Origin of the sequence: Lysinibacillus sp. NPDC096382 (genome assembly GCF_044762845.1) — a bacterium.
GTDB lineage: Bacteria > Bacillota > Bacilli > Bacillales_A > Planococcaceae > Lysinibacillus.
In genome coordinates, this window is sequence record NZ_JBIWFC010000018.1 from 25,386 (window position 1) to 49,699 (window position 24,314).

The 24,314-nt window shown below is 37.3% G+C and carries 16 protein-coding genes and 2 pseudogenes; 7 read left to right on the forward strand and 11 right to left on the reverse strand.

Annotation, left to right across the window (positions count from 1 at the left end; genetic code table 11):
* The first annotated feature begins 203 nt into the window (after window positions 1-203).
* The 3 genes from ACIQZA_RS20060 to ACIQZA_RS20070 are packed head-to-tail and all read left to right on the forward strand — an operon-like array spanning window position 204 to window position 2,552.
* Window positions 204-464: a FeoA family protein gene (locus ACIQZA_RS20060; protein ID WP_132363535.1), complete on the forward strand. Its 261-nt coding sequence runs from the start codon at window positions 204-206 to the stop codon at window positions 462-464.
* A complete protein-coding gene (locus tag ACIQZA_RS20065; RefSeq protein ID WP_142509586.1) occupies window positions 461-1,186 on the forward strand; it encodes a FeoB small GTPase domain-containing protein in 726 nt (241 codons plus the stop codon). The genes ACIQZA_RS20060 and ACIQZA_RS20065 overlap by 4 nt, the downstream gene beginning before the upstream one ends.
* Window positions 1,158-2,552 (forward strand): nucleoside recognition domain-containing protein, encoded by a 1,395-nt coding sequence (locus ACIQZA_RS20070; protein ID WP_142509587.1) that lies wholly within the window; start codon window positions 1,158-1,160, stop codon window positions 2,550-2,552. Before ACIQZA_RS20065 ends, ACIQZA_RS20070 begins: the two co-directional genes overlap by 29 nt.
* A 157-nt stretch (window positions 2,553-2,709) precedes the next feature.
* Here the strand turns inward: ACIQZA_RS20070 and ACIQZA_RS20075 are convergent, their stop codons facing one another.
* From ACIQZA_RS20075 to ACIQZA_RS20090, 4 genes are all read right to left on the reverse strand, one after another.
* Window positions 2,710-3,684 (reverse strand): helix-turn-helix transcriptional regulator, encoded by a 975-nt coding sequence (locus ACIQZA_RS20075; RefSeq protein WP_402883587.1) that lies wholly within the window; start codon window positions 3,682-3,684, stop codon window positions 2,710-2,712.
* Between the two features lie 78 nt (window positions 3,685-3,762).
* A complete protein-coding gene (locus ACIQZA_RS20080) occupies window positions 3,763-4,923 on the reverse strand; it encodes an MFS transporter (protein ID WP_402883585.1) in 1,161 nt (386 codons plus the stop codon).
* A 616-nt stretch (window positions 4,924-5,539) separates the two neighbouring features.
* Entirely contained in the window at window positions 5,540-9,934 is a 4,395-nt protein-coding gene (locus ACIQZA_RS20085) for an S-layer homology domain-containing protein (RefSeq protein WP_402883583.1), read from the reverse strand.
* A 696-nt stretch (window positions 9,935-10,630) separates the two neighbouring features.
* The gene (locus tag ACIQZA_RS20090) at window positions 10,631-12,196 is read right to left on the reverse strand and encodes a diguanylate cyclase (protein ID WP_400939837.1); all 1,566 of its coding nucleotides are present in this window, start codon (window positions 12,194-12,196) and stop codon (window positions 10,631-10,633) included.
* 482 nt (window positions 12,197-12,678) lie between these two features.
* Here ACIQZA_RS20090 and ACIQZA_RS20095 point away from each other — a divergent pair, with 482 nt between their 5' ends.
* Together ACIQZA_RS20095 and ACIQZA_RS20100 are read left to right on the forward strand one after the other, a co-directional pair.
* A complete protein-coding gene (locus ACIQZA_RS20095) occupies window positions 12,679-13,590 on the forward strand; it encodes a CAP domain-containing protein (protein ID WP_402883581.1) in 912 nt (303 codons plus the stop codon).
* 460 nt (window positions 13,591-14,050) lie between these two features.
* Entirely contained in the window at window positions 14,051-15,235 is a 1,185-nt protein-coding gene (locus tag ACIQZA_RS20100) for a CaiB/BaiF CoA transferase family protein (protein WP_142509593.1), read from the forward strand.
* Between the two features lie 339 nt (window positions 15,236-15,574).
* Here ACIQZA_RS20100 and ACIQZA_RS20105 read toward each other — a convergent pair whose 3' ends face one another.
* The 6 genes and pseudogenes from ACIQZA_RS20105 to ACIQZA_RS20130 all read right to left on the reverse strand — a co-directional run.
* Window positions 15,575-17,050, reverse strand: coding sequence for a hypothetical protein (locus tag ACIQZA_RS20105; RefSeq protein WP_402883579.1), 1,476 nt, complete (start codon window positions 17,048-17,050; stop codon window positions 15,575-15,577).
* Between the two features lie 704 nt (window positions 17,051-17,754).
* Window positions 17,755-18,309 (reverse strand): HPP family protein, encoded by a 555-nt coding sequence (locus ACIQZA_RS20110; RefSeq protein WP_400939827.1) that lies wholly within the window; start codon window positions 18,307-18,309, stop codon window positions 17,755-17,757.
* A 234-nt stretch (window positions 18,310-18,543) separates the two neighbouring features.
* Window positions 18,544-19,902, reverse strand: coding sequence for an acetamidase/formamidase family protein (locus ACIQZA_RS20115; RefSeq protein WP_402883578.1), 1,359 nt, complete (start codon window positions 19,900-19,902; stop codon window positions 18,544-18,546).
* An 83-nt stretch (window positions 19,903-19,985) separates the two neighbouring features.
* Entirely contained in the window at window positions 19,986-20,540 is a 555-nt protein-coding gene (locus tag ACIQZA_RS20120; RefSeq protein WP_402883576.1) for a PH domain-containing protein, read from the reverse strand.
* 304 nt (window positions 20,541-20,844) lie between these two features.
* Window positions 20,845-20,961 (reverse strand): annotated as a pseudogene (locus ACIQZA_RS20125) (helix-turn-helix domain-containing protein); the annotation flags it as partial.
* Window positions 20,962-21,276: 315 nt separating this feature from the next.
* Window positions 21,277-21,381, reverse strand: a pseudogene (locus ACIQZA_RS20130) (helix-turn-helix transcriptional regulator); the annotation flags it as partial.
* Between the two features lie 432 nt (window positions 21,382-21,813).
* Between ACIQZA_RS20130 and ACIQZA_RS20135 the strand changes: the two are divergent.
* Window positions 21,814-22,536 carry a response regulator transcription factor gene (locus ACIQZA_RS20135; protein WP_400939818.1) on the forward strand — a complete coding sequence of 241 codons (723 nt, stop codon included), beginning with the start codon at window positions 21,814-21,816 and terminating at the stop codon, window positions 22,534-22,536.
* Window positions 22,533-23,924 carry a sensor histidine kinase gene (locus tag ACIQZA_RS20140; RefSeq protein ID WP_402883575.1) on the forward strand — a complete coding sequence of 464 codons (1,392 nt, stop codon included), beginning with the start codon at window positions 22,533-22,535 and terminating at the stop codon, window positions 23,922-23,924. The genes ACIQZA_RS20135 and ACIQZA_RS20140 overlap by 4 nt, the downstream gene beginning before the upstream one ends.
* Window positions 23,925-23,951: 27 nt before the next feature.
* Here ACIQZA_RS20140 and ACIQZA_RS20145 read toward each other — a convergent pair whose 3' ends face one another.
* Window positions 23,952-24,314, reverse strand: coding sequence for a YxeA family protein (locus ACIQZA_RS20145; protein WP_400939813.1), 363 nt, complete (start codon window positions 24,312-24,314; stop codon window positions 23,952-23,954).

A 24,314-nucleotide genomic window follows, 5' to 3' on the forward strand; every position in this document is an offset into this window, starting at 1 on the left:
TAAACACCTCCCCTTTTTTTCAACATTTCTTAGTCAAAAAATGCGCCGTCATCCCTTCATTAGGACGCTCTTTCATCACGTTCTTTCAAAAAATTTTCAGATAACTATTGACAATTGTCATAAAACAGGGATAATCATTAATAAAGTTTCCTTAGAGAAACAATATGGAGTTAGAGAAATATTATTATAGAGAGGAATAAAAAATGCATATGGAAAAAACATTAAAACCACTTTCTGAATGCTCATTCGGAGATTGCTTTTTAATAAAAGAAATTAATATTAAGGGTCCTCTTAGAAGAAGATTATTAGATTTAGGCTTTGTGAAAGAAGCAGAAATCTCTGTTCTTCGTAAAAGTCCTTTAGGAGACCCTGTTGCTTATCGCGTAAGCAATACGACGATTGCATTACGTAATAATGAAAGCTCTATGATTTTGGGCGAAATTGTAAGGGGGAATACAAAATGAGCGTTAATAGAATAGCTTTAGCGGGAAACCCAAATACCGGTAAAAGTACATTATTTAATACATTAACAGGATTGAAACAGCATACTGGGAACTGGCCAGGGAAAACAGTTGTTCATGCAGAAGGATCTTTTGAACACAAAGGACAGCAATATGTACTTGTGGATTTACCCGGGACCTATTCTCTATTTTCCAATTCGGCAGATGAAGAAGTCGCAAGAGACTATATTATTTTTGACCAACCGGATGCAACGATTGTTGTTCTCGATGCAACATCATTAGAGAGAAATTTAAATCTTGCGCTTCAAGTTTTAGAAATGACTAATAATGTCATTATTTGTATTAATTTAATTGATGAAGCTGAGAAAAAAGGGATCCGAATTGATGAACAGAGATTAGCTCGTGAACTAGGAGTCCCAGTTGTAAAAATATCAGCAAGAAATAAAAAAGGGATTAATCGATTGCTGGATACGTTAAATCAACTGGTGAGTGGGCAAATTGTCACAACTCCGTATCGTATGAAATATTCAAAAGAAATAGAGGACGCCATTACAAAGGTAGAATCCAAATTAGAAGGTTATTTTGATGATAAATATCCATCGAGATGGGTTGCCCTTCGCTTACTTGATGGTGATGAGGAATTAATCTTAAAACTGCAACACCATAAAAATAATAACCAGCAAGAGGTGAGAACGAATGGAGTCCCAGTCAGTGTTAAATCATAATTCACTTAAGGGTATTTTAGCTGAAGTAAACGAAGTTTCAAATGAGGATATTCGAGATGAAATCGTTAGTGATATTTATACCAAAAGCAAATCTTTATGTAAAAAAGCAGTATCACAGCAGCCTGCAATGTACAGATCTGATAAATTAGATGAAATTTTCACATCCCGCATTTGGGGATTCCCTATTATGCTTCTCTTGCTTGGGGCTGTCTTTTACATTACTATTGCTGGCGCAAACGTACCTTCAGATATGTTAGCAAACTTATTCGGCTATCTAGAGGGTAAGCTAACAATTCTTTTTGAAACATTGCACGCACCAGAATGGCTACACGGTATTTTAATTCTTGGGCTATTTAGAGGTACAGGTTGGGTTATTAGTGTTATGCTGCCACCAATGGCTATATTCTTCCCTATCTTCGCTCTATTAGAAAACTACGGTTACCTACCACGTGTAGCATTTAATATGGACCGTTTATTTAAACGAGCTGGAGGACATGGGAAACAATCATTAACAATGGCAATGGGCTTTGGCTGTAATGCTGCAGCTATTCTATCAACGAGAATTATAGAATCTCCTCGTGAACGAATGTTAGCCATTTTAACGAACAATTTTGTTCCTTGTAATGGGAGATGGCCAACACTTATTTTATTAGCCTCATTATTTATGGTAACTGGTTTTTCAGGTGCAACAGGTTCAATGATAACAGCGGCTATTTTAATAGGATTTGTTATGTTAGGCGTCGTTGTGACATTATCCGTTTCTTGGGTTCTTTCTAAAACGGCTTTAAAGGGTGTACCTACCCATTACACATTAGAGCTTCCACCATTCCGAAAACCAAAGTTTTGGGATACAGTTTTAAGAGCAAGTATTGATAAAGCATGGAATGTACTAAAAAGAGCTGTTATCGTTGCAGCGCCTGCCTCTATTTTAACTTGGGTATTCGCCAATATTTACGTTGGCGATACGAGTATTCTAATGCATTTTGTTAACTTTTTAGATCCGTTTGGTCAGGCTCTTGGTATGGATGGCTTTATTATGGCTGCGTTTATTCTTGGGCTACCAGCCAATGAAATCGTTATCCCTATCCTAATTATGGCGTATTTATCACAAGGAGCTATGCTAGAAATTGAGGATTTATCGAAGTTAAAACAAGTGTTTATCGACCAAGGATGGACGTGGCTAACAGCTTTAAATATGATGTTATTCTCACTTCTACACTTCCCTTGCGGAACGACTTTAGTCAATATTTATAAAGAAACAAAAAGTGCAAAGTGGACATTTATGTCGTTTTTAATTCCAACGGTTATTGCTATTGGTGTGACATGGCTAACGGCGACAGTTGCTCGAGCGTTTGGTTGGGTATGAGTATGAAAAGGGTGGTCTTAAATAGGCCCCCTTTTTTATTTCTATCTAAAGAATGCTATTAAACTTGCAAAAAAATCTACCATTTGCTATTCCCATAATAAACACCTTAAATTAATTCACTCAATTTAAGCTGTATTGTGAGTTAGAGATATATCCTCTACAATCGATTAAGATCTCTTAATATTTCCCTAGGATTAATTCCAAATCTCTCCTTAAAAATCTCTGCAAAATAGCTAGGATTAGAATATCCCACTGCACTCGCAATGTCAGTTACATTCATAGTTCCCTCTTGTAATAAAAGAAATGCTTTCTCTAGCCTTTTTTCTCTTAAATATCCAAACACTGTTGTCCCAAACATTTCTTTAAATCCCTTTTTTAATTTGTAATCGTTTAAACCAATTAAACGCGATAACTCAATTAGTGTTGGAGGATTGGACATGTGCTCCATAATAATTGATTGGGCTTGCTGTATTTTTGTTCTATCACTTTTTGAAAACATAACAGGGCTAAGAGAATTATCCAATAGATGAGATCGAAATGTCATAGATAATAGCTGTAATGCTCGACATTCTAGCTCTAAATTGGTCATTTTCTTACTTGCTATAGCATTTAACATTTGCCGAACAATAATTAGGGAAGATGCGTTAATTCTCTCTTGAAATAGTCTATATCTTTTTCCATCAAGAATTTTAGAGAAACTAAAGGATTCCCTACTAGTTTCACCAATTTCACTCATAAAATGATTGAAGGTTGAAATTGGAATACCAACCCCCACCATTTGATAGGATTGATTTTTATGAAACATAAAATTTGCCCCCACTTGCTCTATAAATTGAAGCGAGCATGTTCCTGAAGAAATTTCATATTCTGAACCTGAGATGTAAACACCTCTATTACCTTGTAAACAGAAACTAAGTTCAACCATAGGCTGCTTTGTTACTACTTGCATTTGGTACTCTCGATAAAATGAATAATCAGATATAACCACTTCTAAATCTGGCCGAGGAATAAAACGATGTACAGCTCCTTCCTGCACATTTGGTTGGAATGCAAACGGACATTCTTGTACCTTCAATATTTCCAATGCATGAAAAAATTCACTAAAGTTCTCATGGAAATTAGTATTCAACATGTTCGTCACCATCCTTCGGTTTCAATTGAGAACGATTATCAATCATAACCAAAGTATAGCAAACGAACAGAGATTAAGCTATTCTTCTTTAGTAGTAAGTACCATTGATAATAGTAAACATAAAAAGAAAATAGTAGCTCCAAAACCATAAGCAGTAGCATATCCCCCAGTATATTCTATAAGCCATCCTGCGAGTCCAGGCCCAATCATTTGACCGATAGCGTAAAAGATGGAAATAAAGCCGATCGCTGGCGCCACATATTTTGCCGATACCTCTTGACTCGCCTTCATTTGAATGAGTACAAGGACACCTCCAAGAGACGAACCCCATATAATAGCAGACACGATAAATCCAATTACATTAGGAATTAACAGCGGAAAGACATCTCCAATAACTGACAAAAATAACGCTCCCATTAATGCTTTTTTCACACCTATCTTATCCGCTAGCATTCCCCATATTGGAGCACCGCCAATTGAAACGATCCCTGCAACAGCATAAATGGAGCCCGCCACTGCATTCGAAATCCCAATGTCCTTCATATAGCTTGTTTGATATAAATTCGGAATAAGATAAACGAGTCCAACAGCAAAATAAATTCCAGCTAAAAGGTATAGTTCTTTACTTCTCCAGGCTTTAGTTTTTTCTTGTACAGTACCATTTTCTGCCGTTGATTGTGGTGTCTTTATCACCAAAAATGCAACTAACACGACTATAATTGTGATTACCGTAAATACTAACCATACTCCTCGCCAGCCAAGCTCAGGAAAATGCCGAAGCATAGCGGGTACAAGTACTCCAGATAAGAGCATTCCTACTCCCACACCACTCATTAGCAATCCCATCACTGCCCCTCTTTTCTTTGGGAAAGAGCTCACTGCTATTGATAATAGAGGTGTATAGACAAGGGCACTACCAGCACCAGCCAAAAATAAAGGTATAGCGGCCCACCAAAAGTTCGTTACAAATATAAGACCTCCAAAACCTGCAATAACAAAGCCTCCGCCTATCAACAGCACATTTTTCGCCCCAATCCGCAACGTAAGCATCCCAGACAGACCTACTGTAAGTAAATAACCTAAAAAAAGCACCGTACCTAATAAACCTGACTGTGTTGTAGTTAATGACAGCCCTTCCTGCATAAAAGGTAATATAATACCGTAAGCCATACGAGCAAATCCCGTAGTTGTAACGATTAATAGCATTCCTGTTATAACAAATACCCAAAAGTTTTTCATTTCCATTCCCCTTTCATTATTAATGCCTATGACTCTTAAAATAAAGAAACTATTCACTATGTGGATCTTAGATCCCCTTTTCATTTTTTCTATTTTTAGGAATATAGTTATCTTAATTTTTTTAGTTCTACTACTCTACCGATTGACGGATAATAAGGCGGTTTAACGGATTTTATTTTAAACATAAAAAGACACCTCAATGGGATTTGAGGTGTCTCTTCTAGGAAATATACATTTCTATCAGTAATTTTATTCAAAGCATTAGACTTGCTTCTTATTGAAAAATGGAAAGCAGAGCAAGCACTACAATTTTATAACGACCAAGTAGATACCGAACGGAAAATTAATTTCTGATGGTAATGATTTGCTATTAAGTCTTTCTTCTCACAGCTAGACGAATTCGTTTGAAATAATTTGAAAGTGAATCGTTAAATTCATTTTAATATTTTTATGGAATTATTAATTAACGTTAAATCTTGTTTAGCATATATGCTTTGACCAATTCAAGAAATGCCTATCAAATATATACAACAGCCTTTGCTAAGATTTTAGCCAGGGGGTTTCATCCAAAGTGAAAACCAAGTGGTCTTTATATGACCACTTGGTTTTTGTATGCTTATGGCGTTGTTTGGATGGCAGGGTCCTTATAGCCAACCTTCGCATAAAACTTATGGAAATTACCATACTTATCTTCCAATACAATTGTTACCCAGTCGCCGTTAAAGAATTTGGCTGGATGCGTCAGCTCTTTTGTAATACGAGCAATATTTGTTGCAATTGTTCCTGTTCCTTTTGCTAATGAACTATTTGAACCATGCACAACTGTATCAATTACCTCCGCTGGTAATCTATTTTTAATAACATTAGGATCTGTTCCTGCTGTATCTGATAAGTAGTAGTACTTCAGTAATTCGCCATTTTCATAGAATTGTTGAGCAGAGCCCAGCAAATCGAAAGTAGCTTGAACTTTTCTATCGTCACCTAACGATTCAAGGTAGCTAAGTTTAATTTCCATAAACTTCGCATCCAATGTTCTGTATAGATATTGACCAGTATTAATGAACTTATGTCCTTCATAGCCTGGAATAACAAAATCTCGAGTTTTATCATTCATTGTAACAGTAATTGTTTTATTACCGTCACTTGGTAATTTCGGTTTAATAATGAGTTTACTTTCTTTTGTAGTATCTGTTCCTACTGTATAAGACACAGGTTCGTATTTGTTTGTAACATCAATATCATTACCATTCGTGTCTTTTGTAGTAATCTTCAAGATATCTGCCAAACCAACAACAACTTTATCATCTGTTCCTACAAGGCTTGATTTACCGTTTTCATCACGCATAATCGTTTCACTAAACGTGATTGTAAATGTATCATCATCATTGCGGTAGATAAGTCCTGGATACTTTATATTGTCCATAGGGGACGTCATGCCAATGCTTGGTGGTGTACCATCCGAGTAGAAATCTTGTTTCATCAAGCCCGTTGCTGATCTATCATGGTCATTATATGGATCATTCGCCTTATAAATCGTGAAATTACCATACGTATCCTCTGCTCCGACGTAAACAACATATTCAGTATGTGGCTTTAATGATACGCCTACCGCATCTACTTTCCCCGAAATACCTTTACCTATTTTAGATACAGATGGACTTGCTTTCAGTTTCGTTTCTAAATACTTTTCATCAGCTGGCGCCGTTAATTTAGCGTCTGGATTATCAATTAAATTGCCATCTTTATCTTTAATTCTCTTTTCTACAAACCAGTAATGAACTTTTGCTGTTTCGTTCGTTTCAAAGCTAATCGTTGCTTTTTTATCATCATTTTCTTTTGGTTTAAGATCCAAATCTCGAATTAACGGTGCTTTAACATCTCCAAATACTTCTTTAGGACCTGCAATTTTAGAAAGCTCACCACCACGATCTCTTAGTACCATGTAAACAGAATAGCTGCTAAACGGATCCAGTTTATTTTCTTCAACAGATACAGGGAATTTTTGTGTGGCCGTTTCTAAATCAGCAGTACCTGAGCCACGTTGAATATAAACATCTTTTCCACCAATTTGGAAGTAACCAGATTTATTAGAATCACCGGCAAATTCATTGGTAAAATCACGTTCTGTAATATTATGATCTGTTAAATACTGTTGGAAAGTTTTCGTTTCGCCATTATCGACTACTGTATCTGGTAGTATCATATAGTAATACGTACCGGCCTTATTCGGCTTGAATTCAATTTCTGCTCGACGGAAACCGTCAGATTCATCAGCTTTATTCACCGTATTTTCTATTTTTATAACTGGCATTACAGTATCATCATGTTTATACTCCGCGTAGTTACGGATAGAGTTTCCTGGCTTCACGTTATTTGCGTTTTCAAATGCATTATCCGCTAAATCTTTAACACCTGGTAACACCGTTACACGTAATGTATCACCATTAACAAACCCTGTATCCGATGGAATTGTTAATAATACTTTTTTATCTCCAGGCTTATACTCTACAGCTGATGGTTTAATCCCTTTTTCTCCAGTTACATTGACAATAACTGTACCTGTTAACAAATAATTATTAACGTCGTTAGCACTTTTTGGGTCTAATGCTTCGCTCACAGTTAGCTCAAACTGATTGTTGCTCTTTCTTACTAGCTTTCCTTGTTCCACATATGGAGGAACATTATCAAGCTCGCTCGTTTTAAATTCTTTTGCCACAGCGGGATCTTTTGAATAATTACCTGAATCATCCTTCATCACTACATAAAGTTGGTATTCCGTTTCAGCCTCTAAACCTGTTAGAATTTCAGTAATTCCAAGTTTCCCTGCAACTGCCTTGCCCTTACCTGTTGGTTTAGCAACAATATCTGCTGTTGTTGGATCAGCAGCAGTTGTCTTTTTACGTACGTAGTAGTAATAGTCTCCTGGTTCACTCGCTGTAAATGTAAACTCTGCACGTGTACCACCATGTAGAGGTGTAACTGTTAAAGATTTAACAGCTGGCGGTGTTCCATCTTTCATTTGGAATGATTGCGATTTAATATCCGAAACATTTTTCGCCCCGTCAACAACCATCACATAAACGATATATTCTTTTTTCTCACCTAAATTAGTGATTTTAATAGTGTTTTTGCCATTCACCGCTGCGCCTGTTCCATTTGCCGCATTGTCAGTAGAAATACGATTCACCATTTCTTTTTTCGTTGGTGCTTCAGCGCCTTTTTCACGAACAATATAGTAGTAAGTTCCAACTTTATCTGAAGTAAAGTCGACCTGAACATCACTACCGTTTAGAACTGCTACATTTGTAATGTCGATTAAAGGTTTTGTTTTATCAGCTGGTTTTTGATTATCAATGTCATCTTTATCGACTGGTTTACCATCTGGATCTGTAATAGTGCCAATATTATCTTTATCCTCTAGGAAGTCATCGAAAATATTATTCGGTGACTCGTCCTTCGGTATAATAGCTTTGTCAACATACGTGTAATCGCCAAGATCCACCCAACCATAAACATTATCAACGTACAAAATCCCTACGCGACCGTCTATATAAAGCTCTAAATCAGTAAAGCTATTGTAATTTACCCTGTCGATATTACCAGTTCCGTAAATTGTTATCTTCGTTTCTGTATCGAGGTTTAGTGTGCCAATATTTCCTTGAATCTCAAATTCGCGGACATTCCTAATGATGTCTACACGTGGTAGCTTCATATTTGTTTCGATTTTTGTACCACTTTGAGAGACAACTAGGCGTGATACAGTGCTGTTATAAAATTCAATATGTTTTTCAACATTTTTCATCGTCACTTTATCTTTAGACCAGTTCACAAATGGCTTGTTTTTATCAGGATTTTTGTCAGAATTCTGATCTGTCCAATTTTGAAGATCTGTTGTTGGACCGTTATTTGATGAAGACGAGCCTTCATCAGTTGGATTATCTGGATTAGACCAGTTGATAAATGCCGTATTTGTGCTTGCTATAGGGCCCAGCCATAAAGGCTTATAGTAGGAAACGCCTAATTGTAAAGGTGGACGTACCGTTTCATTAACAAACATTGTGCCAGTCAATGTAACATTGGAAAATTCAATATAGTTCCCATTGACAACGATTGTTGCACCAAAGGACCCATGATTTCCATCAAACTCTAGAAATCTTGAGCTTGTCCCACTAGCGTTCAATGTTAGCTTCGACACAGAGCGAATGGTTTTGCCTGAAAGATCTCCTTCAATAAGTGCACCTTTTAATACCGCTGCATTATCTTCGTTAAAAATATGCGAGAGACTTTTCGGTACTGTGTAAGGCTCACCATTTATGTAGATCTGTTCGTCTTCAACACCTGTAATTTTGAAAGATGTGGCATTGCCCCTTTTCTCTTGTGAACGCACAATAAAGGATGCAATTTGTCCACGTGTTACCGCATTATATGGTGAGAAAGTGACAGGTGTTGTCCCTTCTGTAATCTTTAAATCTACTAAAGTTTGAATATAGATGGCGTTGCTTGTTTGGCTAGTTACATCTTTGAAACTATTGTTGTAATTAGATGCTACCTCAAATTTAAAGCCAAGCACTAATATTTTCGCTAATTGCCCACGCGTAATCACTTCATTAGGCATAAATGTTCCGTTTGAATACCCCGCCATGATTCCTGCATTTTGTAACGCGGCTATATACTTGTAGTATTCACTGCTTTTTGGGACATCTTTAAAATATGGATCTTGTACATTATTTAAATCTAAGTTTAAAACAGTTGCCAACATTTTTGCTGCTTGACCACGTGTTACATTTTGATCTGGTCGAAAGGTTTTATCTGCATACCCACTTATCGCACCTTGAGAGTATAATTTTAAAATATTATCGTAATGGCTTGAATATTGGTCAATATCCGTGAATGGTGAATTAGCCGCAGCGGCCGCTTTTTGTGGTGGTGGCACTACAGCAGCAATCCCACTAGTAGCAAAAACAGTTGCTATAAGTGCTTTATTCACTTTTTGGACTTTTGTTTTATCCATTCCACTCTTCCTTTCATCTATGTATTTGATACGTTCAAAATATCATTTTCATCATACCCTTTATATCGACAGGTATATAGTGAACCTTCATAGATAAACCTAAATTAATGGAAGAAAAACGTTAACAAAATACAGAAATAAATATACGGAAGTTCACCATCATAACGTGAGGTTGATCTCCGTTCCGACTGGGCGCTTTCCCGGGGGCGTCCGATGAGCCGCTTCGCTTCGCTGCAGGGTCTCATCTGTGACGCTAATCCCCAAGGAGTCGCCCAGTCTCCACTCCAATCAACCTATACAATGGCATACGTTTTGTACCAACCTATGTGATGAATCAAAAAACTATTTGGACACTGACACTCTAAGCTATCCAAATTGCACTACTCACCAATCACTTATCTTTTCTCGATTCCTTTCCCTTAATCCAATAAAAAAAGCCAAGGAGCATCGGTGCTTACTTGGCTTTAACGATATATAGGCGTACATCTAGTCGCTTGCGATGTCATAAGGGAAAGGGGGATAACCTTACATCTTGTCAAGTCGATCGAGAGATGTGTCCCGAGTTTACGTATCATTTGAACAGGATATACAAGTCATATGGGAAATGACTTAAAAGTAGCTTGCCCAAATAATCGTTCCATTAATCATGTACCCTAAAAATTAGAAATGTATGCTTATTTTAAAACATTTTTTTATTTATTTTTTTGGCTCTGCTACCATGACTCGATTTCGTCCAGCTTGTTTTGCAAGATACAGCGCATCATCTGCTGCTTCAATCAACTTTTCTGTCGTGTCAGCCATATGTGGATACACTGCAACACCCGCTGATAATGTAACCGGGCGACCACAAGGACTTGTAGTATGTGCCAACATATCGCGGAGTTGTTCAGCAATCTGTGCCGCTTCCTTAGCAGTAGTAGTTGGCAATAACATCACAAATTCCTCACCACCGTAGCGACAGCAAACATCTCCTTCACGAGCGACTGCTTTCATATCCCGAGCCAAAAATTGTAAAACTTTATCACCTACGGCATGACCATACGTATCATTAACACCTTTAAAATGATCTAAATCTAGCAAAATGAGAGCATGTGGCAAATCGTTCTCAAGCCACTCAGCTAGCATCGCATCCATTGTGCGACGATTAGTTACACCTGTTAACGGATCTGTTGTAGATTGATCTTTAAAATAGGACACCTGTCCCTGTAAAAATGTTAAACTTCGAATGAGTGCACTTTTTAAAAAGTGCGCTTCAAAGTACCAACTACGTACAGATTTCAAGCCTTCTACATTTTTCGATTCCATGCTCTCCTCTGTTAAAGTAGCCAATTGCTGTAAGGGATTAGCTATACGTGCTGCCATCCAAAGGACTATAAAAATCGAAATTAGCATAAGCGGAATGGATTTTATAGCTACATCCTGTACTCTATCAAATGAAGGAGCCAATGCTACCTTTAACGGTCTTTGAGCAACTACTCCCCAGCCTGTTAAAGGTACGGTGCTATAACCAGCAAGCATTTCTACTCCTTTAGTATTCGTTACTTGTTGAGCCCCACTTTTCCTAGAAACCACTGCTTGAACAACTTCATTATCAATAGCGATATCATTGATCCGACTTGGGTCCTGATGATAGATAACGCGCCCATCTGAATCAACTACGTACACATATGAACCATCATGATAATAATGCTCTCCGAGTAATTCATTAAAAACATTTCGTTCCTTCAAATAAATTGTCCCAGCTACCATTCCTAAATATTCATTTGTCTCTGAAAATATAGGATACGAGATAAAAATAAGGAGACGCCCTGTAATCCCCTTATAAGGCTTTGAGACAAGAGGTTCCCTTTTAGATAAAGCCTCTTTCGCTCCAGCTGAAGTTAATACTTTACCTTGTACCTCCTCAGATGGTGGTGAAATAGATAATACATGACCTTTTGCATTTGTGATAAGAACAGAGTTAAACATGTTATTTTGCTTTTTCAAACGCTCAGTTTCTTGAATTAATGCATTGCTATCATGCATTTTCGTCTTTATCGCACTCGCGCTATACCTTAAAATTTGGAAGGATTCTTCAAGATAGGAACTTGCGGTTGTTGCTAATTTCTGTGCATATACTCGATTCGTTTCAAGCGAATTTTCTTTAATCGAAGCAACATTCATACGGTAACCGCTCCAAACGCTACCAATGCCTGTTAAGAAAAAAGCAGCCATGGCAACACCCATGATTAAATACTTTAACTTTATCTGTTTTGATTTCATTTTCTATCATTTACCCCTAGTTAATAATTTCTTCTATTATTCTATTTAAGCACAAAAAATTCTTTATTAAGAAAATTTCTCGTATTGAGAGCAAAATATTTGTGAAAAGCAGTACTTTTGAAGTCCCTGTTATAACAAAAGCAAAAATATAGACTTATCATAAAAATTCGAGATGAAAATTTACCTTGTTGATTGGCGTGAAGGCTTGGCGATTCTTTGGGGATTAGCAATAACGGAACGCGAGTGAAGCGGCTCATCGAACGCCCTCAGGAAGCTTTGCTCTGTGCGAAAGCGAAGCAGCGACAAAGCACCCAGCCGGAACGGAAATCAACCCCACGCTTTAATGGTTAGCCATATAGTAGGCAAAGTTCCAGGATTTTAGCATCGTTAATATGACAAAAATATAGTATTTTATATCTATAGAACTTTTATTATTTTGATAGATTTTCATTATAAATTTATTATTAGAAGAGGGTTTAAATATGTTGTTACGTAAAGTAGCTCCAATTATGGTTGGTTTTAGTATGGCTCTATGGACGAATACTGCTCTCAATTCGAATAAGTCAGCTCGTACAAAAATAACAAATACACAAAAAACCTTGTCACTATCCAGCTTTCAAAGTGAATATAAAATGAAATGGCATCGAGTAGAGATGGACTACCCCCAATATTCCCTCGTAGGAAGGCATAACTCCAAAGAGGTCGGAGGATATGAAACACGCGCTGGGCATAGCGTATTTGGTATTCCTATCGGTGCTAATCGAATAGATGTGAATAAAATATACGGTCTTCCACTTAGAGCTATTCACTATCAAAACACAAGCTATTTGCTCGATTACAATGATTGTGACGGTAATACTACACACGGGACCTATTTGATTGATGGTCACTATGTTACTTTTTACTATGATTTACACAAAAACAATATTGTTCGTTCTATTATTTGGATTAATGTCAAAACTGAATTTAGTAAACGTGGTTATTATGGCAAGCCTTCCGATGAACTACGAATAGGCCTTGAAGATTTAATGGTTGAACTTATTAACCATGAGCGGGTTATAGAAGGTTTGCAACCACTCATTTATGACAAAAGATGCAATCCTATCGCTCGGCAGCATAGTAGCAATATGATCACACACCAATTCTTTAGTCATGAAGATCATAATGGTAATCATTCCAATGACCGCCTCAATGCTGGTAGAGTTAATCACTATTGGTATGGCGAAAATATAGCACAAGGTCAGCCCAATAGTATATTCGCCCATGAAGCACTGATGAATTCAAAAGGACATCGTATAAATATTTTAAGAAAAGAATTTACACATATTTTTGTTGGTGTCTGCTTCAAAGATAACGGTACGCCCTATTATACAGTTAACTTTTATTCTAAGTAATTTAATGGTTAAATTGATGACGATGACCAATATACACAAAAATCTCTATGCAGGAATCTATTGCATAGAGATTTTTTAACCTTATCGCAGTCTGAAATTTGATAAAGAATTTCCATTAGCTCCAATTCTAAGAAATGAGTGTGAAATTTATTAAAACATATGATTTTATAAGTCGATTGGTTTGGACCAAACGAAAACACCCCTTATTATAGAGATCACGTACATTCTGAATTTTTTTACTTTTATTGTTATTCTGACATATGATTTTTCAACTAGATATTTTATAATAAAATTTAACATAGTCAAGCCATCAATTCTTTTGTTATAATACTGATGATTTATCACCGCTCTGTATTAATACAGAAGTGATGCATGCTTTTCGCAAAATGGGGATTAAGAGAAAAGCGCTACAATGCATTCTTGAATACAGTGTAGCCTACACAAAAAGGGGTTGGGAGATTTGGGTATTTTAAAGGGGTTAAAAATTCTCGATTTTTCTGCATTACTACCGGGACCAATGGCAACAATGATATTTGCTGATCTTGGCGCTGAGGTTATTCACGTTGAATCATCAAAGCGCGTAGATTTAACACGTATTATGCCTCCTTACGACGATGATCATGAGGCGTATATTCATCAACATCTGAATCGTTCTAAAAAGTCATTAACATTAAATTTAAAATCGCCTGAAGCTATAGAAATTGTTAAGTCACTCGTGAAAGAGTACGACATCATTATCGAAGGATTTCGACCTGGTGTCATGCAACGACTTGGCATCGGCTATGAAGCTCTAAAAGAAGTAAACCCTAAGGTTATTTATTGCGCTATTACAGGCTATGGACAAACTGGACCATATAGCAATCGGCCAGGACATGACAATAACTATTTATCATTAGCTGGCATACTTGATTATTCACGTCATAAAGATAAAAAGCCTGTCTCAATGGGTATTCAGCTTGCTGATTTGGCTGGGGGCACGATGCATTCAGCAATCGGAGTACTCGCAGCTGCTTTACATCGTGAAAAAACAGGTGAAGGGCAATATATTGATATAAGTATGACCGATGCTGTATTTTCACTGAATGCTATGTATGGATCTGCCTATATTGGCGGCGGTCGTATACCTCAGCCTGAGCAAGAAATTTTAAATGGTGGAAGCTACTATGACTTTTACAAAACAAAGGATGGCCGATTTTTCTCGGTAGGAAGTCTTGAGCCTCAATTCCGCAGATTACTCTGTGAAGCGCTTGATATTCCTGAGCTCATTGATAATACTTTTAATGATTCATACTACACACAAATTCGTTTTAAAGAAGCTGTCCATGATGCGTTTTTATCGAAGACTTACGAAGAATGGCTTGAAGTATTTAACGAGGATTTCGAGGGATGTGTCGAACCAGTATTAACTTTCCCAGAAGCATGCGAGCATCCTCAGCTTAAGGCTCGTGATATGATTGTTGATATTCCCAAAAGCGACGGTACTACGCAAAAACAAATTGCATCTGCTTTTAAGTTTGACGGTGTTAAGCCTCAGTACAAGCATGTCGGTGCCAAGCTTGGAGAGCATAATAAAGAAGTGTTGTCTTCACTTGGCTATAGTGTCGAGCAAATTGCTGACTTAACGGACAAAGGGGTTTTAGAATAATATTGTTAGCCAACTACACGAAATAAAAAAGGTGTCTACTGTTGCAAAAAAACACATTAGACACTTTTTCGTATTTCTAATCAATTATGCCTCGGCAAGATGTTAATTACTCAGTCGTGTATTGTTGCTGTCGCTTCGCTTTCGCACAGAAAAAAACCGTGTTGCTGTCGCTTCGCTTTCGCACAGAAAAAAACCGTGTTGCTGTCGCTTGCTTTCGCACAGATAAATTGCCACAGGACGTGCGTTCTTAGACTGAGTCCCTCTTTTATTTACCGCGGATGTCTTTTGTGCCGATAGCGTAGCGACAGGTACGGATGTTTGTACACCCGCTGAAATAAGTTAAACATATGCGCTTATAAAGATTCGTAGCTTTTCAAAATGGTCATCAATAAGTAAATATTTTTTATAAATTTCCATTAATTTTTCAAACAGCTCATACTGTTCCGTCACAAATAAAACTTTTAAAATATTGAGCATATGCAAGGATGCGCTCAGTGCTACCAAATAGCAAGGTGTTTCTAGCTGACGATAATATCGACGCCATTCTTCCACAGACAAGCCAATATGCTGTAATGAATTATTCACATGGAGAGCAATATCCTGTTGAACGGACGCCTCAATCGCAATAAATTGCTCGTTACTATAGTTACCCTGTACTAAAGAGGCATAAATTTTTTTATTGGATGCTAGTACATGTTCCTTTAAAAGCAGGAGCCCCTCTTGATAACGCCCCATTTTCACATAATGATCAAGCAATACTGCATACAAGTTTTCTAAAAAATTAAGTTCATAATTTTTTATAATGGCCGGAGGTGTTGGCTTACGATTCGGCAATAAGTCCTTATATTCCAACAAAATCTCTATCGCGTAATTATTAAGTCGTTCATCTTCTAATAAATACTCTCCGTAGTGAATAACAGTTTCAGGATTATGCTCCTGATGTGCTATATGAAACAGTAGATACGCAATCAGAACTTTTTCTTTCTCTGTCAGTGCATACATCGAATAACGCCAATCCGCTTCAAAGGAAGTAATTAGAGCTTTAACACAACGATAATCCCCTTTCGATAAACGATAGTGCGTTACAATTTGGTAAAGATGTAACTGTTTTTTAGCCAAGCAAGTAGAATTGCGGTTATCCACATAAGTTATACACTTATCAAGAGTTTCCCTGTAATTATTCACAAAGTTATCCACATGTACACAAGTTTTTCTTGTGGATTGCTCAACATGCCCCATCATTTCATGGATAAATGTGAATTGTTCTAATGGTTTGTGGATAAATAGTGAATAAACTTTTTTTATGAAAAGCCAATGCCAAAATTGGGCTTCTTCTTTATAAATCATATGCACAAAATATTCGTTGTCAAATTTATACAAAAATATAGTTTGTAGTTCGTTAACTGGCATTGTAATTTGCATTCGCTTCCCGAAAATCAGCCAAATTAATCTCTCTAAGTCCATTGTATGCTGTGCAAAAAGCTGCTCAAAAAAGGTTTCCTTGCCTTTTTGCGTATAAAAAAAGGCATTGAGACGTTCATTAACAAATTTAGTATCTAAACCATGGTTATTAAAAAAAGTTGTCATATCTGCTGTTACACGACCCCAATATTTTCGTGCAGTTGAAAACGCAATATTCATCGCTGTTTCCTCATTCACTAAAAATAAACTCGGTGAAAGTGCAGTACCTAGAATTTTCGGGTCTGCTGGTGAATCAATCTCTGCTTCTACCCATTTTGAAAGTAACTTTTCAGCACCCTTTTCACCACTTTGTTTATATGTCATGAATAACTGCTCATCACAATCCAACAACATGCAAATGGAGCCCCCCATCAAATTCAACCAACAAAGATCTTCCCCTATCATGTAAAATACTTGCCTAAAAGTTTAACCACTCTTTCTTCAATATAACAAATCTTATCCAACATATGCTAAAGAAATCGTGATATGGATAAAAGAAATGACAGCAAAAGTATTCGTGTAATATCACAACTTTAACTACAACGCATAAAAAAAGCCATCTAAAGGTCAAATACCTCATAGATGGGGAAAGATTATTTGCTGTTTAAAAGATGAGCGGCAAATGAGCTCATTGGACAATCACTCATAAGTTGGTAGCCCATTCGTATTGTCACAAATAGCTCATTGCCTACGCCAGCTCAAAGCTAACGCCATAGTACGCACAACTAAAACAGCTATGCATCATTCACCAATACAAACGAGAAAAAGCACTCTCACAACAGTAGACGGGCGACTAACAAAATAGTTACAAAAAACATCCGTCAAATTTTTTGAGGGATGTTTTTCTGCATCGAAAGCGCAGCGGCAGATGCAAAAAGCTCTTTACGTCAAATTTTTGAGGGATGTTTTCTGCCCCGAAAGCGGAGTGGCAGGAGCAAATATTTTCTAATCCGTCCATTTTGACGGATTTTTTTCTGCACCGAAAGCGCAGCGGCAGATGCAATGTTTATCTTTGCGAAGAACAAGACGTTTTTCCGCCACTTGCTTAAACTTTTTCCTCACCAAAATAAAGGATACTTCCGCGTTTCTCGCAGATTATTTATCACTAGACCAAAGAATACGATAATGAGAGCACCAATAAGGACGGGCATTACTAGATAGCTCCATCCATAGCCTCCTAAAATAATAATAATTGGATTCGCTCCTGCTGGCGGATGAATGATTCCTAATAAAGCCATAAAAAAAATGGTTAAACTTACGCCAAGGCTAATTGAGACTATGCTCGTCCCTAACAACGAATACATGGTTAAGCCGACAAAAGCTGAAATCAAATGACCTCCTATAATATTTCGAGGTTGGGACAACGGCGCATTCCAAACGACAAATACAAGTACACAGCTCCCACCAAGTGACCCCATTAACCATGGGGTGCCTGTATAGTTCGTCAACCAAAGCAAGGCGGAAATACATATTAATCCACCGATTGCACCTGTTATCGCATCAGCAAAATTTGTTCGTGAAGGAGCATGTCCCCCACCTTTCATCTTGAATATGTATGTTTTAATAGGGTTTGATTTTTCTTCCTTGTTCTGCAAACGTACGAAATCTGCCATGAGTCACCTTCCTTTCTATTCAAAATTCTATAGAACCGTATCGATTTTTTGTATATTCTAAGCTTGTTTTATTATAACAACTACTAAATAGAATTCAATTTATAAATGTAAAATTTTGGATATAATTTAAAATATGTCTTTCACCATAATTTTTAGCATTATAATCTATTAGAAAGAAAAAGCAAACTATGAAATTTTCTAGTTTGCTTTCTTTTTAGGCTTTTAGGTATGCATTTAATCATATTGTTTTTTCACTGGTTTATAAATTTTCGCTTTTTTTAGTACTGTTTTAGGTACTTGGAAAGTTGCTGTTACAACTCCTGGATGACGACCAATCTCAATCGATCCTGTAATCGTCGCTCGATTCATAACCTCTAGCTCGCTCATCTCAAAAAGCCTTGCAGCACGACTTATAGCATTAGTTGTTGCTTCATTTAATGTTGTTCCAGAGCCAATAATTGATACAGGGAATACTTCCTCCACTTGTTTAACGCCGAATTCCTCAGCAAGCTCACGTGCACGACGTTTTTCTTCCTTAGTAAAAGGTTTAGCCGTATAAGGTAAATCCTCTGTATTTGGCAATAGCACAGGGCCATCCAAAGCTACTTTTTTCAACACACTTACCTGAAGTTGAACAATACCAGCAACATCCGTTGTATGTCCTGCAATTTCTCCGTCCCCTTGCATTGCGTGCATATCACCAATATACACACCACCGCCCGGAACCTTTACTGGACAAATAATTGTTGCCCCCTCACGAACACGGCTTATATCCATATGTCCATCTGTACGATGTGTATCTAATTCAGTCTGCGTAAATGCATATTCATGTGGCGCACCGATTAAAAAAGAGCCAAAGTCACCAGCATTATGGGAATCGGGCAGCGCCTTTGAAGGTGTCGTTCCAAGCTGCCCTAAAAAAGGTCGCATTCTTGTCATTACACCAACCAAATCACTTGGTGCTAATGCAACCGCAGGATTTTGCACAGAATTTTCAGGTGTACGCATATAATTTTTAGCATCAAGTGCAATTCGGCGAGCACCTTCTCGCCCAACAGTCACACCAATATTACCTTTATGATCTAACGCCATAGTATAGCCATGTGTCATGTTAAAAGGTGATGTTTCTGTATCACATGTCGAACAGCGAATGGCCTGTCGACCTATTCCCTTGACAACTGTACTAGGATGAAGCTTACCACAGCCTGGACACTTTACTGATACGAATGGATCCCCAATGAATCGGTCCAAAATCGCCTCATCATGCCCAGATGCTGTTGCTACTGATGTTACCTGTATTGATTTAATCTTGATAACAATGGCGTCTCCTACCTCTGCCCCTTCTACAAATACAGGCTTCGTTACTTCATGCCCACCACGGATCGTTGGTGTTAGCATCGGGCCCCAGCAGCCTGGCGTCGTATTAGCAATAATTGTTCCACCGTCTTTGATAGGTCCAAGCATATTTTGTTGTGGATCTAAAATACCATCTATGAACTCATTTACGAATAATGTTTCGACAGCTTGCGGCTGCTGTACAAGATCTTCACTTTGTATTCCTTCTTTTTCTAGCATTTGCAATTCGCTTGTCATTTTTTCGTCACGCCCCTAGCTCTGATTTTATGTATATACTTAAGTTAAAAATGCTCTCCACAAAACGTAGAGAGCTATATTCCTTAATTGTTCATGTATAAATCAAATATGTGTGAGAAATCTCCTTTCTTGTATTTTCCCTTATGGTCAATCATCCAATTATTCGCAAAACATGTAATCTCCTCAAATGATGCAGATGGTGGGACATTGTCATTGCCGATACGACCAATGGATGAAGAAGCAACAGATGAACTCTTTTCTGCCACCTCTAACTTGTATGCATTTTGCTTTTGCCCATAGCTAATGGCATGCAACGCTTTATATAAATCTTTAATGTCATCGATAAAACGTTTATGAATATCAATTGATAATGGTGTATTGTCGATTGTAAATTTAATTTCGACATCAAGGTCAATAGTTCCTGCTGTTTCGAGGAATACATTACTAATATTATGCATTAGGTAGTCGTAACGACGCAGTAAACGCTTTTTGCTCATCGCGCTCTTACCGTCTACATGGATAATCGCACGATTTGTAAAGCAATAATCATCTGCATCCGTCTTATCATAGTACTCTCGAGTGATAACTACACTAATATCTGAAAGTCCGAGCGCGTCTGCTGTTATTTTTTTAAACATTGCTCCCCCCTTAATGGTTGATACTCTTATTACGCTTTACATCTGTAAAAGTGTCAAAAAGCCTTAGTACTCTTACTAATACTGACCTTTTCTGGAATGGTTTTAAAAAGTTATGAAAAAGCTCCTGCGATCAATGACACGCAGGAGCTAGAGAGTATTCTAATGTAAAGTTGTTTTCATTCTTCTTTAATATTACCTAAAAATGATTTAAAACCATTGAAATCAATCCGTAAAGCATTCCAATAATCGGTATCAAAGCCCACCATTGTGTTGTTTGAAGTTTATTATCTGTATTTTGGATTATAATCTCTTTTTGGAAATCCTTGTCACCCTTAACCAATTCATCTAGCGAAATATTATATAGCTCACTTAATAAAATGAGATTATCTAAATCCGGATAACAATTACCGTTTTCCCATTTTGAAGGTTCATCACCAAAAGTTATGGATGACTTTTGTTAAAACGTCTACTATGTAAATAGTTGATTGGAGTGAAGACTGGGCGACTCCTCGGGGATCAGCAATAGAGGAACGAAGGCTAAAAGCATCACATCCTGTGATAACGCCTTCGTGACCAACATCGTGTTAGCCCGAGACCCTGCAGCGTAGCGGATGTTTTCTGTGCGAAAGTGTAGTGTTAACGTAGCGGCAGCAAATGTTTTGACTGTGCGAAAGCGAAGCGGCAGCTACAAAGCGCCCAGTCGGAACGAAAATCAACCGCACGTTTTGATGATGATCCATTTTGAAACAGATTGTCTAGAAACATTTAATTTTTGAGCAATGTCTTCTTGTGAAAAACTGTGCTCTTCTCTTTTATTTTTTAAATTCCGAGATAAATTCATCCATCATTCCGCCTATCATTTTTGATACCTTAACTTTACTAAAAATCCCAAAATCAATCGAGAACTCATTGGTTACTTTTTCCGCAACCTAAAGTTGCATCGTTGATTTTAAAGGCTTTTCCACAAAGTTCTAGAGACCTATACGTGTTTAAAAATAAACTTTTCAGCTGAGTATGTAAATCATTATTTTCCCTTTATAGGTAACTAATTGGTCTTAATATTTATTAATTCAAATAATGAATAATGTCTCAATTCCTTTTTCAAGCAAATTTCATTTATAATGAGTCACATAACGTGAAATTTTCAATCGGTAACTTTTATTGCAAAATAATAAGGAATTGCTTATCGTGCTATCACTAACTTATTAGCCATACGCTATTCTTAAAATTCTAATGACGATTGACAATATAAAGAAGAAAGGACGTGTGAACAATGCAAGAACCAACAATTCTAGTAGTGGATGATGAGGCAGATTTAGCAAAGCTTCTAAAAGTCAGCCTGCAAAAAGAAGGTTATAAGCAAATTCATACAGCTGGCTCCATTCAAGAAGCTTGGACGAGCTTTCAACAGACTCAACCCGATATTGTACTTCTTGACGTGATGCTTCCTGATGGTGAGGGCTACGATTTATGTCGACGTATTCGAGAAGTGTCGCATGTGCCGGTGCTTTTCATGTCAGCCAAAAACGAGGAAATTGATAAAATTTTAGGACTTGCTATCGGAGGGGACGATTATATTACGAAACCTTTTAGTCCTAAGGAGGTCGCCTATCGTGTGAAAGCACAGCTTCGCAGAGCTGGTTATCAAACGCAGGAAGCAGTGCCAGTAACTTCAGCGAAATCGATTCAAGTTGGTCCATTCTTGCTTAATGGAGATGAAATGGAGGTACATAAGGACGGCGTTTTATTGGAGCTAACAGCGAAAGAAATCGGTTTGATGGCTTGCTTTATGAAACATCCTAATCGAATTTTAAGTAAAGAAACTCTGTTTGAGCGTGTATGGGGAGAGGACTTTTTCGGCTCAGACAACACTGTTATGGTGCATATTCGACGTTTGCGTGAAAAGGTTGAAAAAGATGCATCAAAACCTAGGTATATTACAACGGTAAAAGGGCTTGGCTATAAATTTGTCGTTCCAAAAGAGGAGCAAGTATGAAATGGAAATTAACAGCTAGATTTCTGCTTTCTGTGCTGTCTATTGTTATTATTGTTATTTTCCTGAATACAGCCATTTTAATTGGTTTTTTCATTTTTCAACAGGTAAATAAATACGATAAAACAACTTCGTATTCAGAGGAAAACTTCGTGCGTGAGTTCCAACAGTATATTGATATAAGTAATGGGACGGTAGCGGTAAGCAAGGATGGACTTCAACAATTGCATCAGCGAAATGCTTGGATTCAATTACTTGATAATAATGGACAGGTCATTGAAGCCCATTTTGCTCCAAAGAAAGCTCCTACACACTATGCGCCGATTGATTTAATTCAAGTTTATAAATATAAAGAATTCGACGTAGATACAACCGTATATGTGGGAAGTAAAGAAAGTATCAGTTATCTTATCGGCATCGAAGGAAGTGGCGTTACTAGATATGTCACTCATTTTTCTGGTTCTTCCGTATTACAGTTTATTGGTAAGTTTGGTTTGCTCATTGTCCTTGCTGATTTATTAGTAGCTACGCTCGTTGGCTGGCTTTTCGGTCGAACGTTGACCAAGCCCCTACACGCAATGATTGAACGTATTCGTCATTTAAAAAATCATGAGCATGTTTCTAGTAAAATGCCAGGTGGTGTGTACAAACCTGTTTTCGAGAATTTAAATGAAGTATCAAAAGAGCTTGCCGCACACGAGCAGGAACGTAAAAGATTAGAAATGATGCGTGAGGAATGGATCAGCAATGTGTCACACGATATGAAAACACCTCTTGCTTCGATTCGTGGTTATGCGGAGCTACTGAATGATGGAAAATTGACTGCTGATGAACAAAGAGACTACGCTCACATTATCGAAAAACAATCATTGCATATGCAAGATTTACTCGATGATTTAAATTTAACTATGCGCTTAAGACATCAGCAGCTTCCGCTCAGCTTAACCGAAGTAAATATGGTGCAATTTATTCGTGAAATCGTTATAGATACACTCAATACCCCTCAATATGAGGAAGCCAATATTGAGTTTAATGCAACTAACGATGTCATCAAGCATCACATTGACGAGCACTTTATGCGACGAGCGATAATGAATTTTTTACACAATGCATTGCTTCATAATCCTTCTGATGTATCAGTTACTATTCTTGTTGAAGATCATTCAATTACGATTTCCGATAACGGTAACGGCATTTCCGCCGAAGATCTTGAACATATTTTCGAGCGCTATTATCGAGGGACAAATACTGAGCAGACACATGGTACTGGGTTAGGTACTGCTATTGCTAGAGATATTATTGAAGCGCACGGTGGAACTGTAACAATTACCTCTGAGGAACAACAAGGTACAGCTGTCAGCATTCAATTTCAAGTAGAAAAAAAGGAGTAGCCCTAAACTAGGGACTACTCCTTCTTCTTATTTCTTCATTAGCTCCTGTACTTTTGCAGGTAGCTCATGGAATTTTACTTCATCATATGATGAAACTTCTGTTTCTTTTTTTACATAAAGCTTTAAGTATGCATCATGACGTAAATTTTTCTGAGCTGAAAACTTCAATGTTTTCTCTTCACCGTTCTCGTCATAAGCAGGTAGCTCGTACCAATATGACTTCCATATTTCTCCGTTACTTGCCTTGAATTCCTCCATTTCACCATCAGTAGTGATATGAACATAGTATGCCTCTTTATTTAAACGGTTAAAATCTACGGTCATTAGAACAACAAGACCTGCGACGAACAATAAGAACAATGCTCCTATACCTAAGAAAACCTTTTTCAT